The organism is Nitrobacter winogradskyi (genome assembly GCF_006539545.1).
In the GTDB taxonomy this organism is placed as follows: Bacteria; Pseudomonadota; Alphaproteobacteria; order Rhizobiales; family Xanthobacteraceae; genus Nitrobacter; species Nitrobacter winogradskyi_A.
In genome coordinates, this window is record NZ_BJNF01000059.1 from 1 (window position 1) to 19,571 (window position 19,571).

Consider the following 19,571-nt stretch of genomic DNA (forward strand, 5'->3'; position numbering starts at 1 on the left):
GCTCTAAAGAGAGCGCGTCAGAACATCAACCGAGACGCTCCGTTTCTGATTGATCAGAAGCGGAAAGGCCGTCGTTTCGCCCGCTCTGCAGCCCGAGCCGCGCGCTTCATCCTCGGGCCTGCCTTTTGCCTAACGATAGCGTCGCCCCCGACATGGCCAGTCCCGGCCATGCACAAGGCCAAGCCCCAGATCATTCGCGAGCCAGAAGGGGATCGTTGCCTCTTGAGCTCCGTATCGGATCACCGGCACGACCGGTCCGCCGCATGGGTCCACCCGATCGTCCTCGGGACGATACTGGTATCGCGGAACGATATAGGAGTCCCAGTAGGGTTGCGGGGTTGGAGGCGTAACGATGATGACCCGCCTGGGCTTCGCGTGGGCGGGTGCAATGAATGCTCCCGAGCAACACAGCGCCAGGGCCGAGCCGAGAGCGAACGCGACGGTCAGTATCCTCATGCCTCGACTCCGTGCCGGCCGGCCTTCAATCCGCCAAGCATACGGCTTTGGCATCATTTGGCAATGAAGGGCAAGCCGTTTTCTGATGGCAAGAAGCGGAACGCGGCCCAACCCTCGAGGTCGAATGCCGCGCCCGGAGAACTCGCTTTTCCCATCGTCAGGGACGACAGTTCTCAGCTAGCGACGACCTCGATCGCTCCGTGGTCATCGCAATGATCACCATGAGGATGATGAAGCCGGCCATTCACGAGGTAATCGACGTGATCGCCGTGTGGAACGGCCTGATGCCCGCAGTCGGGACCATGAACATGGCCGGCGTCGTGGCCCACATGACCAAACTCCGGCGTGCAACGGTCGGGATTTTCGGCGCTGACGTTGATGGCATGCTCCTCAACGGCGTCGCCGGCCTGATGGTGCAGATGGCCGTCATGCAGATAGTCGACATGATCGCCGTGTTTGACCGCGACGTGGCCGCATGAAGGCCCGTGCTTGTGCGGATGATCAGCATGAGTCGTCATGTAATTTCCTTTCCTGGCTGGGGTTTAGTGGCCTTCACAAGCGTGCTCGATCGCATTGTCCACGAGGTTGAGAACGTGCGTATCGGCTAACGAATAAAGGACGCTCTGGCCCTTGCGTCGCCGTTTGACGAGATGCGCTGTCAGCAGAACCTTCAAACGGGCGGACATCGTAGTGACCTTCTCCTGTTCGATCTCGGCGAGTTCTCCAACGCTCAGTTCGCGTTTTGATAATCGCAAGAGGATACCGAGCCGGTGTGGGTCAGCCAGCGCCTTGAGCATTTCAGCGGCCAGCTCAAGCTGACGCCATTGAGGATCGGAAACCATCTCACCAACAAATCTAATATTCCAATGAACTATAGAATATCGGAGGATGTTCGTCAAGCCGCACATTCATGAGAACCTGCCGGATCGGCCGCGCGACATGGGTAGTGGACTTTCGACCCGGAGAGTCGCGGCAGCTTCGCGATCGGATCATTCGCGGAATGATCCGGATTGCGGGAGCCGTCGTCGCCACGCTGGCGCGTGAGGTTGGATCGTGATGAGTCTGGTCGGCGACGGCGCAGATCCCCTGCGATTCCGATCGCCGCCGCTATTCCGCCGCACTTGTCCTTATCGCTCTCAGGGCCATGAGCCGGATCAGGTCAATCATTTGTCTTGCGCTTCTTTTCCTTGCGGGCACGTCGATGCCCGCCAGCGCCCATCCGCATGTCTGGGTCACCATCCGCAGCGAAGTTCTCTATACGCCGGACGGTCTGATGAGCGGAATCCGTCACGCATGGACGTTCGACGATATGTTCTCCGCCTATGCTCTGCAGGGCATCCATCATGCGACGAAGGGGCAATATACGCGCGAGGAACTGAACGCCCTCGCGGAGGTGAACGTGACATCCCTCAAGGAGAATGACTATTTCACCTACGCGAAGGCCGATGGCAGGAAAGCGGCGTTTTCCGATCCCGTTGATTACTGGCTTGAATACAAGGATTCGGCTTTGATCCTGCATTTTACGCTGCCGCTGAAGACACCGGTTGCCGCCAAGGCGATGCTGATCGAGGTGTATGATCCGACGATCTTCGTCGATTTCGGGCTTGCGAAGGATCAGGCTGTCGCTTTGGCCGGAGCGCCCGCAAGCTGCCAGCTGATCGTCGATAGCCCTCGTACGCCGACCGCCGACGAGCAGCTTCGGATGAGCCAGCTCGATCAAAGCCCGCTCGATTCCCTTGATACTTTCGGACAGGGTTTTTCCAACAAGATCCGCATCAAGTGTCCATGACGACGTCGTGAACCGAGAAGGATGCAATGGCTGATCGTCACGGGGATCGATGCTCATATGCGACGAAGGCGGCGATCTTTATCTGCGCGCTGCTTCTCGTTGCGGGCCTGATGGATGCGGCCCTTGCGCAGAGCCTGTCGTTCGGCTCCCGGCAGCCGGCGGCGTCGTCGTCCGCAAGTTTCTTCGGCTGGATCTTCAGTCAGCAGGCCGCATTCTACCGATCGCTTTCCGCCCTTATCCGTGCCAGCAAGACCGATGGCACCGCTATATGGGGTCTGCTCGGCTTCTCGTTTCTTTACGGCGTTTTCCACGCCGCCGGTCCTGGCCATGGCAAGGCCGTGATCTCCTCCTATCTCGTCGCGAATAATGAAACCTGGAAGCGCGGCGTGACGCTTTCGTTCGCGTCGGCGATGCTTCAGGCGATGGTCGCGATTGCGATCGTCGCCATCGGGGCGATCGTTCTTGAAGTGACCGCAAAGGCCATGGGTGACACGGTCCGCGTGATCGAGATCGTCAGCTATGGTCTGGTTGTATTGATCGGCGTTCGCTTGCTCTGGGTGAAAGGACGCGGCTTCCTGCGGTCCTGCCGTGATATCAGGCGGGCAAGAAGCCTTGGCGCTGCGGCCGCCACCGAGCGGCGCGCTCCGGGCTTTCCCGAAGCGGAAGCCGGTTGTGGTTGCCATCACCATCATGGACAATCCCACGATCACTTCCGGCATGATCATTCCGCTCACAAGGATTGTGATCCCGCTTGCAATCATGACCATGCATCCGCGTGCGGGCACGCGCACGGCCCAGAACCGGAGGGTCTCGCAGGCCCTGGCGGCTGGAGAAGGGGTTTCGCTGCCGTTCTGGCGGTGGGCGTGCGACCCTGCTCGGGTGCGATCATCATCCTGGTCTTCGCATTGTCTCAGGATATGTTCTGGACCGGAATAGGTTCGGCCCTGATGATGGGAGCGGGTACGGCGATCACGATTGCTGCGATCGCCACGCTCGCCGTCTACGCACGCAATCTTGCCGGTCGTATGACGGACTCTCGATCGGGCAGGGGGACGCTTGTCATGAAGGGTGTCGAAGTTGGCGCCGCGGCCATGATCATCGTCGTCGGCCTGTTCCTGCTGACAGGGTTCATGGCGAGCGAGCAGCTCTGGATGTTCAGCGCATAGTGGATGATCCATGCCTTCAGTTCCGCCCTGAATGCCAGGATGCTGCCGGTCAAGGCCGCCACGGCGATGAATATCGCCGTGGCAAGGTCAAAGTAAAGGTGAACAGCCACCCAGGAGCCGCGGCGCTGCGTCCACCCAGCGGCGTGAAACGCAGGGTTCATCAGTACTCGACTCCCAGCGAAAGCATGAACGTGCGCGGCCTGCCGATGTAGTATTGCCCATACCCGTTACTGCCGCTCCACCAGGCCTCGTCGGTCAGGTTCTCGATGTTGAGCTGCGCGGTCATCACCGATTTGTCCACCTTCCAGCGGTAGCTGGCCATGGCGTTGACGATGGCGTAGCCCGGCCGTTGCGGACGGTAGTCGCCGCTGTAGTTGCGCGCGGCCTCGGTAAGACCCATTCCCTGCACGCCGAGGCCCAGTTTCAGTCCGTCCAGATCGCCGCCAGCAAACGTATAGGTGCTCCACAGGCTGCCCGAATGCACCGGCGTGTTGTGCAGTCTGTTACCTTCCCAGCCGTTGGTGTCGCGCGTGATCTTCGCGAAGGGCATGTAGGCGTAGCCGGCCTTGATGTTCCAGCCCGGCAGGATCTCGCCCGATACGTCTACTTCGACGCCGCGGCTTCGCGCTTCCCCGACCGCGATCAAACGGCTGCGAAGTGCCGGATCCGGCACCGCGACGTTCTGCTTGGTAAGATCGAACAGCGCCAGCGTGCCGATCAGGCGGCCGCCCGCCAGCTCGGTTTTGATCCCGGCCTCGAACTGCTGCGCGGTCTGCGGCGGCAGCGGCTGGCCGGACGGATCAACTCCATTGGAGGCGCCGAAATTCTCGGTATAGCTGCCATAGATCGAGAGTTGAGAGATGGGTCGCCACAACACGCCGAAGCGGGGAGTAACCTTCGAGTCTGAGCTTGAGCTAATCGGGCTGAGATTATTTGTGGTACCGGTGATGCCCGAACGCGAGGCGTGATCGTAGCGCAGCCCGGCCAGCACGAACACGTCGTAAGGCAGTTGCATCTGGTCCTGCAGATAAAAGCCGTACCAGGGAGTACTGGTATTGACGTGAAATACGTCCGCGTCCGTAACGATTGGCGGCGCAGCCGTATATACCGGATTGAAGACATTGGTGCTCCAACTGATCCCGGCGGGTGGAGAATACAAGTCGCCCCAGGTCGTTCTCTCATATCGTGACGAATAGTCGGCGCCGGCCAGAAGCGTGTGGCTGACGTTCCAGGTATCGAATTTCCCCGTCAGTTGGAGGGAGCTGAACAGGTTTTTGAGAGAATCGTCATCATAGACGTTATCTGAAAAGAAGTTTCGATTCGCATCACCGTTACTTGCGGCGAAGGGCCTCGTGTAAAGCCTCGAAGACGTGCTGACAAACCTGCTGTAGCTCAGGTTGTGGCGGATGCTCCAGTTGTCGTTGAAACTGTGTTCGGTGTTTAGCGTCATCAGCAGGTATTTCTGGTTCTGCATCGACCATGGATCGTTCAGGTTCGTGCTTCTGCGGATGTCGGGAGGACGGTTGTTGATACTGGGAATCATCGCGTAAATCGGACCGCCCGTGCCCCTGTAGTTGATATCGCTATATTCTATCTGCAGCGTGGTGCGCGTTCGCTCGCTGATATCCAGGCTGAGGGAGGGAGCGATGGAGTTGCGCTCCTCGTTGTAATGATCGAGCCAGGTCCCGTTGCGCTGGTGTGCGGCGACCACCCGGTAGCTGAACGGTCCGTCGCCCACCGACCCCGTGGCGTCGAGTTCGGTGCGGCGCAGATTGTAGCTGCCGAGCCGCTGCCTGACGCTATAGTACGGGGTTCTTTGAGGCTGCTTGGTCACGAAGTTGATGATGCCGCCCGGCTCCGCCCGCCCGTAAAGGACGGAGGCCGGGCCCTTGAGCACTTCGATACGATCGACATTGACGAGGTCTTGTGTGTGGGCGTAGTCCACACGGAAGGGCAGTCCGTTGCGATAGTAATTCTGGAATTCGAACCCCCGGATCAGAAACTCCTGCTCCATCCCGCGCCCTGAGGTGATACCGCTGACATTGCGTAGCGCCTGGTCCAAACCAATGACCTGCTGGTCGCGCAGCACATCTTGCGGGATGACCTGAACAGATACTGGAGTTTCCATCAGCGGCGTATCAGTCTTGGTGCCGGTCGTCGCGTTGGGCATCGCGTAACCCATGCCGGTGCTGTCAGCTCGGGTGCCGAAACCGGTGCCTCGCTCGATGACCGGCGCGGCCGGAGCATTGACGCGAGCGGGTTGGCTGGACGTCGCGGCCGCGCGCGCGGCCGGTCTGGCAGCGGCGCGCTTCGGCTTGCGCTTGGGAGCCTGACTCGTTTCCACCGTGATAGGCGGAAGGGTGACGCCATCACCTCGCGGACCGGGCCGTTCCTGCGACGAAGCGCTATTGACCATGAATGAAATCGCGACAGCCGACGTCGCGCACGCCGCACAGCAGCGCGCAAATGCACGAATAGACATGATGCATACGTATCCTGATGCCGGGGCTCGCCCTCGGCGTTCAATCAAACGGGTTCGATGGTCGCGACCAGTCGCGGCCATCGTGCGGATTTGTTGAATCAGGATATGGAAGGAGGCGCGCGCGCCTGTGCGTTGGCGTCAATGGCGAATGGCGGCAAACCAAAGGTCAGGCCGCGCCAGACGACGGCGGTGGCGTTACGCTCGATGCTGACAGCAACCGCCAGCGGATCCGGAGGCGGCGCCGTGGCGTGATGGACGACGCAACACAGGGCGCAACAAGCGCCGTGCATCTGCTGCGGGTCGGTCTCACGGTCTTCAGCAGGAGTCGCATCGGGCGCGTGCGAGCATATCGCGCCTGCCAGCGGATCGGCCGCAGTTGCGCTGAACGCCAGGCACGCGGCCACGGGTGCGAATATCTGCACCAGCATCGCAAGCATGACGATCGGAAGAAATCTTCCCAGCCGCCGACGCATGATCCCCCAGCTTTTCGCGACGGAAGTCACGGATTCAAATATCGAGACAAAGCCACCGACCGGTTCGCATCAATCGTGTGTTTGAAGCGTGCTTTCCGGGCTTGTTTCGATCGCCTGGCTTGCGAACCATTCCCTGACCTTGGAAAGCTCGACGATGCCTTCAATGGTTGTGATTTTCCCATCGCGCGCGATCAGCATCGTGCGCGGGATATCGCCCTGCCAGGCGGGATCGATCTCATAGCGCAGCCGTTCGACGAAACCGTCGCTGAAGGTCCAGTTCTCGGTCGAAGATAGTCCGGCCTTCCGCAGCATCGACAGAGCCGCTTCACGCGCGTTCGGAACAAGATCGGCATTGACCGTCACGACATCGACGCCGGGATTGTCCGTGACGAACTTTCCGAGGAGCGGCAGTTCGACCTTGCAAGGGCCGCAGGTAACCCCCCAGAAATTGACCATCATCGGACGGCCGGCGTGTGCATTGAGGATGGCCTGCCAGCTTCCTCGCTGAAACGCGCGCAAGGGATCCTGCGCCGCCAGACCCTGGGGAAGGAATGCGCACACAAGCACGAACGCCACTAACGATAGACGCCTCATGGCGCGTCCTTGATCTGCGTGATGTGGTAGCCGTCAGCTTTCGTCATCCATGACAGGAAGACCTCGGATCCATTCCCCACAAGCAGAGGATGATCCGACGCGTCCGTCGTCGCGGCGATGTCTCGCGGTTGCGACCAGCTTTTTCCGTCATCGCCGGACCTGATCAGCTTCACGGTGGTCTTCTCGCCGTCGAATTCCTTCCAGACGATCGTGGCGCCCGAGCCGTTCGCCAATACGTAGGGGCGTGACGCATTCCGGTCGGGCCTGCCGATCGCCATGGGCTCGGAAAAGGTCTGTCCGCCGTCGGTCGAGCGCGCATGGAACAAACCCCTTCGGGCTTCGCCGCTGGTGAACCAGACCGCGTGATAGGTTCCCTTCGGCGAGATGGCGAGGCTTGGCCCCTGATGCGGGCATGCGTCGGTCTTCCAGCCGTCGTGGCTGACGCGATGGATCTCCCCCGGCGCCGTCGGATCCCCGAAGGTGACGATCGCGTGGTCCCGAACGCTGCCCGGAAAGATATTGCGAAACAGAACGGCGGGCCTGCCGGAGCCTGCGAAGGCGACGGCGATCCGGCAGCACTCGCAGGTGTTGTCTTTCACAAGCCGCGTTTCGGAATAGGTGCCGCCGCCGTCCTTCGACCATGCAAAGAACAACGCCGCTCCATTATAGCTTTGATTGTCAGCGCTTGCCCGGACGCGGTTGCGCTTGTCGATCCAGGCCGCGAAGACCGAACCGTCGCCGTCCAGCGCGAGTTGCACGAAGCGTTGGCTTTCCGTGCCCGGTGTAATGGGTGCCGGCTTGTTAAAGCTGCGGCCTTCATCGACGGAGTGCGTGTACAGCACCTCGCCATTGAAGTTCTTGTCCCTGAAAATCGAGAAGGCGATGGCGATGCGGTTTTGCCGGTCAACGATCATGCTCGGGCGGGCATCGGGTCCCCAATCGAGCTTGAGCGGTTGATCAAAGACCGCGACGGGCGTTGAAAACGTCTTTCCGTGATCCCTGGAGCGCGCCACCGAAATGCGTCCACCCGCCATCCACGCCAGCCACAAGGTTCCGTCAGGCGCGAATGCCGGCGTGACCTTGGTCGCGCAGCGCAGCTCAGTGGTATCGCAGGCGGCCTCGGAGGCGTGATGGTGACTCATTTGCGCGTTTGCAGCGCCTTGCAGGAAGAGCGCGATCGCAGCGACGGCAGCTGTTCTGATCATGGTCAGGCTTTCCCTTTGCTATCGAAACGCAAGCCTCATTCCGGCGATGAACATGCGTGGCTGTCCGGCATAGATCGACCCGCCGGTATTGGCCAGAACGCTTGCGGGGTTTTGAAGGCCCGCGGCGGTGACGGTATTGGCGATGTTGTTGGCGGACGCCACGAATGTCTTGTCGAAGACGTTCCTCACTTCGAAATAAAGATGAAACGACTTGAGATACTCCGATTGCAGGGGCTTGTCGTAGTGCACGTTGAGATTGACGAGTTCGTAGCCGGGCGCTTTCAGGAGATTGGCGTTGTCCATATAGAATGCGTCCTTCCATTGAAGCTCGACGAACGCGCCAACCCCTTGCAGGGCGCCCGAGAGCTGGTCGTAGGAAAGCCGCGCTGTCAGTTCATTCGGTGAGATGCCGGGAATTTTGTTGCCGGCCCGATTGAAGCTGAAAGTGGCGCCATTGTTGATATTCTCGGTGTAGCTCGTGTAGATCTGATCGAGATAGGTGTAGGCGGCGGTCACACGCCAGCTTGGCAGGAAGCGCCATTGCGCCAATAGTTCGACGCCCCGGTGCTCGGATTTCGGCGCATTGAACGTATAGCTCGCATTAGGCGCGCCGAGGGGGGCTGCCTGTGTGACCAGTTCGTCGCGGAAGAACTCGTAGAATCCTGTCGCGCTGATCCTGAGCGTTGGATCCGGCGTCCAGTCGAAGCCGAGATCGTAACCGAGATTCCTTTGCGGATTGAGCTGCGTGTTGTTGCCGTTCTGGCCGTTCGGCAGCACGAACAGGTTGCCGACCTGTGGCGTCCCGTAACCGGTCGCGACCCGCGCGCGGAAGAGCCAGTCCTTGTCGGCGCGGTATTGCAGCGCGAACTCCGGCGCGGTGTTCTGAAGCTGGCGATCCACGCTGTTGATCGTCGTGGTCGGGATTCCGGTTGGTCCCGCATAGGTGTAGGCGGTATTGACGCCCTTGAGATGCGTCGTCTCCCATCCGATGCCGGCGACGGCGGACCATGATTCATTGATCTGGATTTCTCCGCGCGCGCGCGCGCCGTAATTGGTGTGCATGCCTGTGAGATTGGACACCAGCCAGCCGCGCGAGGCGTTGCCGCCGGGCATCACGCGATACGTGTCGCCGGACCAACTGAGGGTGTTGTAGAACACGCCGAGATAACCGGTGGCGTCCATCCCGAAGATCTGACTTCGCCTGACGATATCGCTCATGAGGTTATAGGACGGATAGTCGCCGATCGCGCCCGTGGCGCCGGTCGGCTGGCTGATGTTGCGGTCGTCGAACACGAACTGGTTGCGCCAGGTGGTCTGATTATCAAAATCATGTTCCCAGCGGCCGCCGACGATCGTCCGGCGATCGGTGCGGCCAAAGCCGGCCTGCTCGGCCGTTGTAGGAGTGGTTCCGGCGACTGTGTTGAAGCCGTTGTTGAACAGGCTGACCGTGCCGCAGCCGGGAGCGGCGGTCGCGGCCGTTGCGCAGCCGCGCTGGAAGGGGTTGGCGTCGAACTGATTGAGCGAGGACCGGATCGCCAGGCGCGCGTCGAGCGTATTGTTGATCAGCTTGAAGGTGAGGCGATCGTCCGGCGTCGCCTGAAGCGTCCCGAGGAAGTTCACGGTCTGGGTGTTGAACCAGGTGTTACCCGTGTAGCCGTCGCTGCGGGTGTCGCTTGCGAACAGCGAGGCTTCGAAGTTTCCGGTCTTCTGGCCGACCGTCAGATAGTTGTTGAAGTATCCGTAGCTTCCCGCATCGGAACCGTACTCGAAGCCGTTGATCGCCGCGCCGCGCCGGGTTCTGAAATTCAGCGCGCCGCCGGTCGCGTAATTGCCGTAAAGCGCGGACGACGGCCCCCGGATGACGTCGATGGCCCCGTAGGCATGGGGATCGATCAGGTCGCTGCGGGACAGTCCGTCGGGCTGGGTGACCGGGAATCCATCGTCGAAGATCACCAGGTTGCGAATGCCAAAGCCGTTGCGTGCGTTTGACCCGCGGATCGAAATACCGAAGTCGCGGGGGCCATTCCCCTGCTTGACGGAGATACCGGGACTGTCACGCAGTACGTCGGCCACGGAGAATGACGGCCTGTTGTCGAATTGATCGCGGCCGATGGTGGTCTGGGGCTGTCCGATCGGCGCCTGATGAAGGGTCGCGAGCAGCGACTCTGTCGGCACCGGCGATGGTATTACCGCTACGGCCGGCTGCGGCCGGAATGATCTCGGAGTGCCGCGGTGAGCGACAGCTCTTTTTTTGCGCGGACCGGCCTGGGCCTGGCGCGGAGCGTCGACCGTGATGGCTGGCAGTGTCGAGGCGGCCGTCTGCGCCGCGGCCCCGTCGCAAACAGCGAGTAACGCGAGCGCGCTGGCGCTCGAAAGGAGGCAAGAACGAAACATGGCATATTCCTGATGCGGGCGATCGCCCAAGGCATTCAATCAAACAAGGCATTCAATCAAACAGGCCTCGCCGCGACGATGCAGTCGCGGTGATCGCAGATTTGGTCAGTCAGGAAATGGAAGGGGGCGCGCGCGCCTGCGCGTTGGCGTCAACGGGGAAGAGCGGCGGCCCGAACACCGTGCCGCGCCAGATGACGGCGGTTGCGTCTCGCTCGATGCCGACCGCGAAGGCTTGCGGATCGGTGGGCGGAACTGCTGCCTGGATGACGCAACACAACGCACAGGTGCCGTGCATCTGCTGCGGATCGTTCTCACGGTCTTGCTGAGAGCTCGGATCGGACGCGTGCGAGCATATCGCGCCCACCAGTGGATCGGCCGTGGCCGGGTTGAACGCCAGACAGGCGGCGACGGGCGCGAATATCTGCACCAGCATCGCAAACATGACGATCGGAAGAAATCTTCCCAGCCGCCGGCGCATGATCCCTTAGCCTTTCGCGCAGGGAACTACCATGGCGGGGTTTGTTTGTCGAGAAGACGCCTTGGCCGGTTCGCGCTCCATTATGGCTGGCGACCGCGTTTTCACCGTAGAGCATTTTCCGGCGAAGTGGATACCGGTTCGCCGCAAGAAAATGCGACCAGACAACCATTTCTAGAGCATGGTCCGATTCAACTTGAACTGATCATGCTCTAGAGCATCGGACCCGAAAGTGGGAACCGGTTTCGGGATAAATCCGATGCTCAATCAATTAACTGGAGCGGCGGCGCTGATTCCATTTGACCGGCCGCCGCTCTAGCGTTCTCAAAGCGCACATGCTGGCGTGAACGCCCGGGTTCTGCCGCCAGTCGTTGTTGCCTTTCAGATTCTTTCCTGAGCGGGCGGGCGGAGCCGCCTTATGCCGCCACCTTGCGACATTCTTCGGCGCAGGTTTTGCACGCATCGCCGCACGACTTGCACTCCGCCACATCCGGGAACTTCTCGCATTCCTTCTGGCAATCCGTGCACATCTGCGCGACGACCTTGCCCAGGGCTGGAACGTGGTGCGAGTTGACCGCTGCCAGCGTTCGCAATGCAGTGCAGCCGGCAATCACCTGATAGGTCGCGTTTGTGCAACCGGCCATGCTCGTGTCTTTCATGCTTAACATGCCGAGACAATGCCGCATGCAGGCGTCGCCTGCCGAGATGCAATGAGCGATGGCTTCCTCCAGGGCTTTGTATTTTGCCGGGTGCATCGATTCGCTGGTTGCGGCATCCGCCGTGACGGCGAAGGCTTGAGCCGCTGAAACGACGGCTGCCGCGGTTCCGATGGCGGTCACGAATTCACGACGATGCATTGCTTTCTCCCGGGATTGAACTGACGTCAATCGATGCTGATTTGGCGATGCAGGATAGCACGATTTTCTATCGCTTCATATCAGGCAAAGGGCGCGGCCCGGCTCATCGCTTCCCTGAACCGGCGCGGTTCAGGTAAAGCTAATCCGCGCGGTCCGCTCATTGCGGAAAGCCGTGCCTGCCAGTTCGGGACATGCCATGAGACGTTGCATTTTCGTATGGATCATCGCCGCAACAGCGGTAAACCTCGACCTCGGCGAGGCTCACGCCTTCTCCTCCGGGGATGGCGCGGTCGTCGCCCGAGCGTCGCGCACGGAGTTTCTGCTGGCCCAGCTTCACAAGGCCGGAGACCAGACCCAGGATCGGTCCCAGGATCAGTCCAATGCCCTGTTTCAGGGAGTCGGCTTTGTGACCGCAATCAATCCGGCGACAGGATCGCTGACCATCAATCACGAAGAGATCGTGGGCCTTATGCCGCCGATGGAAATGGTGTTTCAGGTCGAGCGGCCTACGTTGAGCGAGGGCGTCAAGCCGGGCGACAAGGTCGAGTTTCGCATCGAGGGCAAGACATATAAAATTCGGGAGCTCAAAGTGCTCGAACACACCGAATGATTTCGATCGGAGTCAATCGGATTCGCCGCCGACGGTCGCAAGGCCTTCCAGTAGCAGAACCGCTCATGTCGCGTTTCCCAATCACGGGACGCTTGGACAACGGCTGCTGTGTTACGTTCTGGACATAGGAACGAAGGCGGTCGCCGGGTGTTTTCAAGTTTCAAAACCAAGGAGGTTCACTTGAAAGCACTTAGCATCGCTGCGGCACTTCTCTTTCTTCCCACAGCATCATTCGCAGAAATGACCGCAAAGACGCCCTCCCAGGCGGCTGCCCCGATCGCCGCCACCGGAGATTGGAGCGCGTCCAAGATGTCGGGCGTGAACATCTATAACGAGGCGAATGAGAAGGTCGGCGAGATTTCCGACGTCATCATCAACGCCCAGGGCCAGGTCAGAGGCGTTGTTATCGAGGCGGGCGGCTTCCTCGGAATGGGAACGCACTACGTTCTGGTCGCGATGGACAGTCTGAAGTTTGCGAACAAGGCGGACAAGGCAAGTACGGGGCAGACCTCCGACACGAAACGGGAGTGGTTTCCGGATCGTGCGGTCCTGAACGTCACCAAGGATCAGCTCAAATCGACTCCGGAGTTCAAGTACTGATCCGGAATGAATCACGCGGAGTTGCACTCGCGATTCCATTCGGTCTGATATGATTGACCGCAACCAGCGCCATTTTACTCGTCCCTTTGGCGCTGGCGACGACCGCTGAGGTGCTTACCAACGCCTCGGCGGTTTTCCCAGGATACCTCCCCAAGATACCTTCCCAAGATACCTCCGTTAGCGTCATTCCTCCTTATCCTCGCGATTTGAACATGCGATTGTCCTGAAGGACGATTGTGAGTGATGCTTGATGGGAATGATGCCGTCCCCGGACATCGCCGCTTGGGAACCCCACCGGCGGCGGTGTACCTCCGAAATGGCCACTGGGCCGATGACGGATGGATAAGGGAACCCAGAACAGGGGAATAGTCGCAAGCACCGACACAGTCCTCCCCGATGTCCTTCCTGGGGAATCCGGCTTCACGTTTTCGGGCCGAGTGTTCACAATTTGAAGAGATCCCTTAGGTGTGCGTGAACCGCAATCTCACGCCGGATGACATCTAATTAATGGTGTTAATCAACTGGCCCGTAGCCCGTAGTATGGGTGGCGAGACATGAGGAAGGCGACGGAACGGGATGCCATTTCGAACCGAGACAGTGCGGAACGGCGTCTATGTTGAGCTCGTCCGGAGCCTCTACACCACGCTGATACCAACGACGATCATGTCGATCGGCTATGTTTTGTCGCTGAGCGTCATGGCCTTCGAAGCTGGTGATCGGGTGCTCGCCGCCTTTTCGTTCATCGGCCTGCTGTCCAATGCCGCGCGGATCTGGATTCTGATATGGGGCGGCGCAGAGGCCGCGGCGTCTGACCTCGAGATCACCCGAGCGCGCGCGCTGGAGAAGCGCTTTGAGCTCGCTTATTATCAGTTCGCCGTCGTGCTGGGCGTGTCCGCCGCCTACGTCTTCACGCTCGACCCCGCGCGGTTCCATATGCTGATGATATGCCTGTTGGTCGGCTATGGCGCCGGTGCGGCGACGGGCGTGGGGCTGCGACCGCGGATCGCGATTGCAAGTATGCTGGTTGCGATCGTCCCCACCATTTTGGTCGCTGCGTGGCACCATGAGCCGATCTATTGGATTACCGCGGCAATGACGTCGGCGTTGCTCGCCGGCGGCTGCCAGAGCCTGCTCGCCCGCTGGCGCGTCACCAGTACCGAGATCGCGAGGCGGTTGACATTCGAAGTGCTGGCACGGCGGGACGTCCTTACGACGCTTCCTAACCGGCTCGCATTGCGCGAATGGTTCGACAGCCATATCGCGGTCGGTTCCGGTCAGCGGCTCCTCGCGGTGCATTGCCTCGATCTCGATAACTTCAAGCCCGTGAATGATGTGTTCGGCCATCCCGTCGGTGATGGCTTACTCAAGGCGGTCGCCATGCGCCTCATGCAGGCGCTCCCGCCCGGCGATATCGTTGCGCGCCTGGGGGGCGATGAGTTTGCCGTCATCCAGCGCGACCTTCGCGATCCCGATGAAGCTGCCGCGCAGGCGGAGCGATTGCGTGCCGTCATCGCTGAACCATTGCTGGTCAATGGGCATGAGATCAGTGTGACGACCTGCGTCGGCTACGCGCTGTGTTATTGTGAAGCGGCCGATCTCGATGAACTCCTCGGCCTTGCGGACCAGGCTCTCTACATAGCCAAGAACACCGACTCCGGCGTGGAGTATGATGACTCGCTGTTGAGAAGCGCGCTCCGCATGGATGATTGGTACGAAAGTTCGCGGTCACAATCGCAATCCGCACACCCTATGGCGTGAGCGATGGCGCCGATGTCGTTATCGCGCTTCCGCGGTGAGCCATCCGTCATGCGGCCGTCCATCCTGAAGCGAACGAGGCACCATGATGGGCGATATTGAACGGCGCGGAAGTCGAGGATCCCGCTGATTCAGCCCGCGACCACCGGTCCGCCGGCTCTTTTCCAGGCGTCGATGCCACCCTCGATATGCACCGCGTTGGTCAGGCCGGCGTCCTTGGCCGCGGTGACGGCCATGGCCGAGCGTTCGCCGAAAGCGCAGAAGAACACGATGCGGCGTCCGGTTGCGGCGGCCACCTCGCGCAGCATGCCGCCGGGCTTCAGGCTGTCGGCGATGCCGGGGTAGGGCGCATGCAGCGCGCCGGCCAGCGTGCCGTGCCTGGCACGCTCGTGAGCTTCGCGAAGATCGACCGGCAGGATGTCGGGCTGGCCGAGCCGGGCGATCGCCTCGCGCGGCGTCAGCGCCAGCCCTTGCTTCGCCAGATCGTCCTGCCTGAGGCCGACATGCATGTTGGCGGGGATCACCACGTCCATCAGCTTCGGATTCGGCAGGTTCAGATTGTCCATCAGTTCGACGTATTCGTCTATCGAACGCACCTGAAGCCGCGGGTTGTGGCGCCGCTCCTCGCCGATGGTGGAGACCGTGTCGCCTTTGTAGTCGTGCGCGGGAAACACCATGGTCTCGTCGGGCAGCTTCAGGAGCCGGTTGAAGATCGAATCATATTGCGCGCGTGCGCTGCCGTTCTGGAAATCGGTGCGGCCGGTGCCGCGGATCAGCAGCGTATCGCCGGTGAAGACGCGGTCACCCATCAGGTAACTGTAGGAATCGTCGGTGTGGCCCGGCGTATACATGACGTCGAGACCGATGCCCTCGATGTTGACCTTGTCGCCGTCACTGACTCGCATCGACACCACGTCGGCCTTGGTCTGCTCGCCCATCACGGTCACGCACTGGGTGCGATCCCGCAACTCGCCGAGCCCGGTGACATGGTCGGCATGAAGATGCGTGTCGATGGCCTTCACGAGCCTGAGGTCGAGTTCGCGCAGCAACTGGCAGTAACGGTCGACCTTCTCCAGCACCGGATCAATGATCAGGGCCTCGCCTCCAGCCCGGCTCGCCATCAGGTAGCTGTAGGTTCCGGAGATGCTGTCGAACAACTGGCGAAAGATCATGATCGTACGACCTGTCCCCTGTTACAACTCTGTCCCCCGTGCGGTTCTTTCTTGCCCGTGACGGCTCCAGCAAATCTATGCTGCACGCAGGCGATTGCAACCGGGCACAGTCTGGCGCGCAATCACCTCGAGCGTTTTCGAGCGAAGCATGTCCTCGGGCTTGAGCCCTAGGGATGGAATCCGGTTCGTGTGAAGAAAACGCGTCAAATCAAAATCATAGAGCCTGATTCTGATTCTATCAGAAGCAGAAAGGCTCTAGGGAGCGCTTCGGGACATCACCGTCAGCGGCTGGTCACGGCCGCACGTAGCTCCAACCCTTCTCCTGCAACTCCAACAGCCGCACCACGCCCAAAGGCACGATCATCGTTCCCGGCAGCATTTCGAGCGGACGGCCTTCCTTTTTCTCCATGTTCTCCTTGGTGTTGTTGCAGGCGGAGAACTGGATCCTGCTGGGGGATGCGCTTTCCCGGATACGCTTGATGCGCTCCTTCACAGGCGAGGTGTCTATTCGGAGCATATGGAGGCCCGGGCCGCACGCCATGATTTCGACGGCCACGGTCTGATCAAGGCCGCGATAGTATTCGATCACGTCGGTGGCGTTGGTCAGCGCGAAGTCCATGGTGTGCCGATCGTTGTGGTCGACCTGGATCACAAGGCGATGTTGCGGTTCGGGAGGTTGCGTGTCGACGGGTTGCGACTCGGTGGCGAAGCCTTGCGAGGTGAATGCAATCAGCAGTCCCGCCGCGGCAATGATATGACGCATAAATACCTCCTGTGGTCGTCGCGATCCTGTCGCACGCATTGCTGCTCAGGCGCGTGCAGATTCCCGGACATATCCCATCGCAGGATCGCCCGAGCAGTTCGGAGAACACCGGTAATGATAGCGTACGTCGCGCGCCTTGCCTTTGGCAAGCTTCTGGTCGAGGATTCGAGGAGTTTCTCCAGCCGTCCCTCCAAGGGCAGTAGCGCGAGACTGCGGAGTTGTGATTCGGGCTTGATCTCCGTCTTCGCGGTCCGCATTCTGGATCTGCTTCGCTTGGCGTTGCCGCGACCTCGCCGGCGTAGTAGGCAGCGTCCCGCGCGTGGACCGGTGATCGTGCGGGAATCGCGCCGGAATGAAAGGCAACGCCTCATGGCCGACGACCGTGACATTGGCAACGACCGCCGGCCGTGGACAGCCGATGACCGCCTCGACGCGGCGGCGTTTCACCGCAACCATGTCGCGATCTGGACGGTTCTGGAGAAATTCCTGCGCGGCAAGACAGGCGATGTGCTTGAGGCCGGCAGCGGCACCGGGCAGCACGTCGCTTTCTTCGCGCGGCACTCGCCCGGCATCACCTGGTGGCCGACCGATCTCAACGACCATCATCTCCGCAGCATCGCAGCATGGACCGCTCATGAGAACCTCGCCAACGTCCGGCCACCCCGGCGGATCGACCTGTCGAATCCAGGGCAATTGGCGGAAATGAACGAGGGGTCCGGCGCGCTGCTCGCGGTGTTCTGCGCCAATGTGATCCATATCGCGCCGTGGCGTGTCGCCGAGGGCCTGTTCGCGGGCGCCGCGCACTGTCTGCGCCCGGATGGACGGCTGTTTCTCTATGGACCGTTCAAGCGGGACGGGCGGCATACCGCGCCGAGCAACGAGGCGTTCGACGCCGGTCTTCGCAACACCAATCCCGAGTGGGGCGTGCGCGATGTTGACGAGGTGGCGGCGCTGGCGCAGCACAATGGTCTGACGCTCGCGGAGATCACCGATATGCCCGCCAACAATCTCATCCTGACGTTTGAACGCAGATCGGAATGACCGGCACGATGCTATGGTTATAGAGGGACGAGCGAGGCAGGTTCAGCTTCGCTGGCGAAGCAGATCGTCGAGATCAAGCCGGCGCGTGAACATGGCGAGGCCGCCGTCGGCAGTGCGCGGCCATTCCTCCGGCGGCCGATCCCAATAGAGTTCGACCCCGTTCTGGTCAGGATCGCGCAAGTACAGCGCTTCACTGACGCCGTGATCGCTGGCCGCATCGAGCTGAATGCCCGCGCCGCGTACCCGGCGCAGCGCATCGGCAAGCGCCGCGCGCGTCGGATAGAGGATCGCGGTGTGGAACAGCCCGGTCGTTCCCGGCGGCGGCGGCGAGCCGCCCTTGCTCTCCCAGGTGTTCAGTCCGATGTGGTGATGATACCCGCCGGCGGAAACGAATGCGGCCTGATCGCCAAAGCGTTGCGTCAATTCGAATCCGAGTGCGCCGCAATAGAAACCGAGCGCGCGTTCGAGGTCGGCGACCTTGAGATGGACGTGTCCGATCCGGGTTCCGGCGGGAATCGATGGGTCGGACATGCGCGCCCCCGTAAACGATCTTCACTCCGAGCCTGATCGGGTATCCCGACCAGGACCGTTATTTAACTTGGGGCGGGGATCGACAGGGGGCAAGCCTGTCACCCATGGTCCCATTCCGCTCGCGACAGGAAATTACCGCAGCGGCGGAGCGTACATGATGCCGCCGGCGTTCCAGGGCTGGTTCAGGCCGCGCGGAATCTTCAGACGCGAATCGGCGCCGATATTGCGGTCGTAGACCTCGCCATAGTTGCCGACGTGGCGGATGATGCGCGCCGCCCAGTCCTTCGTCAGTCCGAGGGCCTCGCCATATTGCCCTTCGGTGCCGACGAGCCGCATCACGTCAGGCTTGGTCGATTTCATCGCCTCGTCGATGTTCTTCGAGGTGACGCCGAGTTCCTCGGCATTGATCATCGCGTAGAGCGTCCATTTGATGATCATCATCCAGTCGTCATCGCGCTGGCGGACAACAGGCGCCAGAGGCTCCTTCGAGATCACATCGGGCAGGATGAAGCTCTCGTTGGGTTTGGTCAGCCGCAGCCGCAGTGCGTAGAGTTGCGAAACGTCGGCGGTCACCACATCGCATTTGGCCTCGTCATAGGCTTTCAGCACATCCTCCAGCTTCTCGAACCTGATCTCCTCGTACTTCAGGTTATTGGCCCTGAAATAATCAGCAAGGTTGAGCTGGGTCGTGGTGGCGGACTGGACACAGATCCTGGTGTCGCCGAGATCGAGCGCGGAATCGGCCTTGCGCGAGGTGCGGACCATGAAGCCTTCGCCGTCATAATAGGCGACCGCCGGGAAGTAGAGATTGAAATTGGTTTCCCGCGACATGCTCCAGGTCGAGTTGCGCGCGAGGATGTCGACCTTGCGGCTCTGCAATTCCTTGAACCGTTCGTCGGCGGCGAGGGGAACGAACTTCACCTTCGAGGGATCATCGAAGATCGCGGCCGCGACGGCGCGGCAGAAATCCACGTCGAAGCCGGACCAGTTGCCCTTCTCGTCCGAACTCGAAAAACCGGGCAGGCCGGTGTTGACGCCGCATAGCACCGCGTCGCGGCGGAGTGTTCGTTTCAGGGTCTTGGTATCATAGCGCTCATAGGTGATCGCCATCGCCGCGATGGCGGTGGCGATGGCGAGGCCTATCAGGAGACCGCCTCGAAATGTCCGCATGGATAGCCCCTCTCGCAATGTCGGAAAGTATCGGCGCG

At 60.9% G+C, this 19,571-nt stretch carries 20 protein-coding genes and 1 pseudogene; 7 read left to right on the forward strand and 14 right to left on the reverse strand.

The window, feature by feature from the left end; all coding sequences use genetic code 11:
* Positions 1 to 129 precede the first annotated feature (129 nt).
* The gene (locus NWI01_RS11115; RefSeq protein ID WP_244613726.1) at positions 130 to 456 is read right to left on the reverse strand and encodes a hypothetical protein; all 327 of its coding nucleotides are present in this window, start codon (positions 454 to 456) and stop codon (positions 130 to 132) included.
* 200 nt (positions 457 to 656) lie between these two features.
* Between NWI01_RS11115 and NWI01_RS18890 the strand changes: the two genes are divergently transcribed.
* On the forward strand, positions 657 to 935 hold the full coding sequence (locus NWI01_RS18890; protein WP_181410447.1) for a hypothetical protein: 279 nt from the start codon (positions 657 to 659) through the stop codon (positions 933 to 935).
* Positions 936 to 998: 63 nt separating this feature from the next.
* On the opposite strand, the gene NWI01_RS11125 is transcribed toward NWI01_RS18890, so the two are convergent.
* Positions 999 to 1,298 carry an ArsR/SmtB family transcription factor gene (locus tag NWI01_RS11125; protein WP_141383911.1) on the reverse strand — a complete coding sequence of 100 codons (300 nt, stop codon included), beginning with the start codon at positions 1,296 to 1,298 and terminating at the stop codon, positions 999 to 1,001.
* A 302-nt stretch (positions 1,299 to 1,600) separates the two neighbouring features.
* Here NWI01_RS11125 and NWI01_RS11130 point away from each other — a divergent pair, with 302 nt between their 5' ends.
* Both NWI01_RS11130 and NWI01_RS11135 read left to right on the forward strand, forming a co-directional pair.
* Entirely contained in the window at positions 1,601 to 2,245 is a 645-nt protein-coding gene (locus NWI01_RS11130; RefSeq protein ID WP_141383912.1) for a DUF1007 family protein, read from the forward strand.
* A 26-nt stretch (positions 2,246 to 2,271) separates the two neighbouring features.
* Complete coding sequence (locus tag NWI01_RS11135) at positions 2,272 to 3,411, forward strand: nickel/cobalt transporter (RefSeq protein WP_141383913.1); 1,140 nt, start codon at positions 2,272 to 2,274, stop codon at positions 3,409 to 3,411.
* Here NWI01_RS11135 and NWI01_RS20310 read toward each other — a convergent pair.
* From NWI01_RS20310 to NWI01_RS11170, 8 genes and pseudogenes are all read right to left on the reverse strand, one after another.
* Positions 3,393 to 3,572, reverse strand: a pseudogene (locus tag NWI01_RS20310) (hypothetical protein); the annotation flags it as partial. The gene NWI01_RS11135 and the pseudogene NWI01_RS20310 overlap by 19 nt on opposite strands.
* Positions 3,572 to 5,893, reverse strand: a complete 2,322-nt coding sequence (locus NWI01_RS11140) for a TonB-dependent siderophore receptor (RefSeq protein ID WP_181410448.1) — start codon at positions 5,891 to 5,893, stop codon at positions 3,572 to 3,574. The pseudogene NWI01_RS20310 and the gene NWI01_RS11140, both read right to left, overlap by 1 nt.
* Before the next feature lie 98 nt (positions 5,894 to 5,991).
* Complete coding sequence (locus NWI01_RS11145; protein ID WP_141383972.1) at positions 5,992 to 6,366, reverse strand: DUF2946 domain-containing protein; 375 nt, start codon at positions 6,364 to 6,366, stop codon at positions 5,992 to 5,994.
* A 69-nt stretch (positions 6,367 to 6,435) separates the two neighbouring features.
* Positions 6,436 to 6,960, reverse strand: a complete 525-nt coding sequence (locus NWI01_RS11150) for a TlpA family protein disulfide reductase (protein ID WP_141383915.1) — start codon at positions 6,958 to 6,960, stop codon at positions 6,436 to 6,438.
* A complete protein-coding gene (locus tag NWI01_RS11155) occupies positions 6,957 to 8,165 on the reverse strand; it encodes a sialidase family protein (RefSeq protein ID WP_141383916.1) in 1,209 nt (402 codons plus the stop codon). The genes NWI01_RS11150 and NWI01_RS11155 overlap by 4 nt, the downstream gene beginning before the upstream one ends.
* A gap of 18 nt (positions 8,166 to 8,183) precedes the next feature.
* Positions 8,184 to 10,559, reverse strand: coding sequence for a TonB-dependent receptor family protein (locus NWI01_RS11160; RefSeq protein ID WP_141383917.1), 2,376 nt, complete (start codon positions 10,557 to 10,559; stop codon positions 8,184 to 8,186).
* Positions 10,560 to 10,668: 109 nt separating this feature from the next.
* Positions 10,669 to 11,037 carry a DUF2946 domain-containing protein gene (locus NWI01_RS11165; protein ID WP_141383918.1) on the reverse strand — a complete coding sequence of 123 codons (369 nt, stop codon included), beginning with the start codon at positions 11,035 to 11,037 and terminating at the stop codon, positions 10,669 to 10,671.
* A 413-nt stretch (positions 11,038 to 11,450) separates the two neighbouring features.
* Positions 11,451 to 11,891, reverse strand: a complete 441-nt coding sequence (locus NWI01_RS11170; RefSeq protein ID WP_141383919.1) for a four-helix bundle copper-binding protein — start codon at positions 11,889 to 11,891, stop codon at positions 11,451 to 11,453.
* Between the two features lie 196 nt (positions 11,892 to 12,087).
* Between NWI01_RS11170 and NWI01_RS11175 the strand changes: the two genes are divergently transcribed.
* The 3 genes from NWI01_RS11175 to NWI01_RS11185 all read left to right on the forward strand — a co-directional run bounded on the left by NWI01_RS11175 (position 12,088) and on the right by NWI01_RS11185 (position 14,859).
* Entirely contained in the window at positions 12,088 to 12,501 is a 414-nt protein-coding gene (locus NWI01_RS11175; RefSeq protein WP_141383920.1) for a copper-binding protein, read from the forward strand.
* 240 nt (positions 12,502 to 12,741) lie between these two features.
* Positions 12,742 to 13,101 carry a PRC-barrel domain-containing protein gene (locus NWI01_RS11180; protein WP_244613727.1) on the forward strand — a complete coding sequence of 120 codons (360 nt, stop codon included), beginning with the start codon at positions 12,742 to 12,744 and terminating at the stop codon, positions 13,099 to 13,101.
* Positions 13,102 to 13,677: 576 nt separating this feature from the next.
* Positions 13,678 to 14,859 carry a GGDEF domain-containing protein gene (locus tag NWI01_RS11185; protein WP_141383922.1) on the forward strand — a complete coding sequence of 394 codons (1,182 nt, stop codon included), beginning with the start codon at positions 13,678 to 13,680 and terminating at the stop codon, positions 14,857 to 14,859.
* Positions 14,860 to 14,987: 128 nt separating this feature from the next.
* Here NWI01_RS11185 and NWI01_RS11190 read toward each other — a convergent pair whose 3' ends face one another.
* A complete protein-coding gene (locus NWI01_RS11190) occupies positions 14,988 to 16,028 on the reverse strand; it encodes an MBL fold metallo-hydrolase (RefSeq protein ID WP_141383923.1) in 1,041 nt (346 codons plus the stop codon).
* A gap of 292 nt (positions 16,029 to 16,320) precedes the next feature.
* Entirely contained in the window at positions 16,321 to 16,791 is a 471-nt protein-coding gene (locus tag NWI01_RS11195) for a DsrE family protein (RefSeq protein ID WP_141383924.1), read from the reverse strand.
* A gap of 369 nt (positions 16,792 to 17,160) precedes the next feature.
* Between NWI01_RS11195 and NWI01_RS11200 the strand changes: the two genes are divergently transcribed.
* Complete coding sequence (locus NWI01_RS11200) at positions 17,161 to 17,832, forward strand: DUF938 domain-containing protein (RefSeq protein ID WP_141383925.1); 672 nt, start codon at positions 17,161 to 17,163, stop codon at positions 17,830 to 17,832.
* Positions 17,833 to 17,874: 42 nt separating this feature from the next.
* On the opposite strand, the gene NWI01_RS11205 is transcribed toward NWI01_RS11200, so the two are convergent.
* Positions 17,875 to 18,363, reverse strand: coding sequence for a VOC family protein (locus tag NWI01_RS11205; RefSeq protein ID WP_141383926.1), 489 nt, complete (start codon positions 18,361 to 18,363; stop codon positions 17,875 to 17,877).
* Between the two features lie 132 nt (positions 18,364 to 18,495).
* On the reverse strand, positions 18,496 to 19,533 hold the full coding sequence (locus NWI01_RS11210; protein WP_141383927.1) for an amino acid ABC transporter substrate-binding protein: 1,038 nt from the start codon (positions 19,531 to 19,533) through the stop codon (positions 18,496 to 18,498).
* Positions 19,534 to 19,571: the final 38 nt, after the last annotated feature.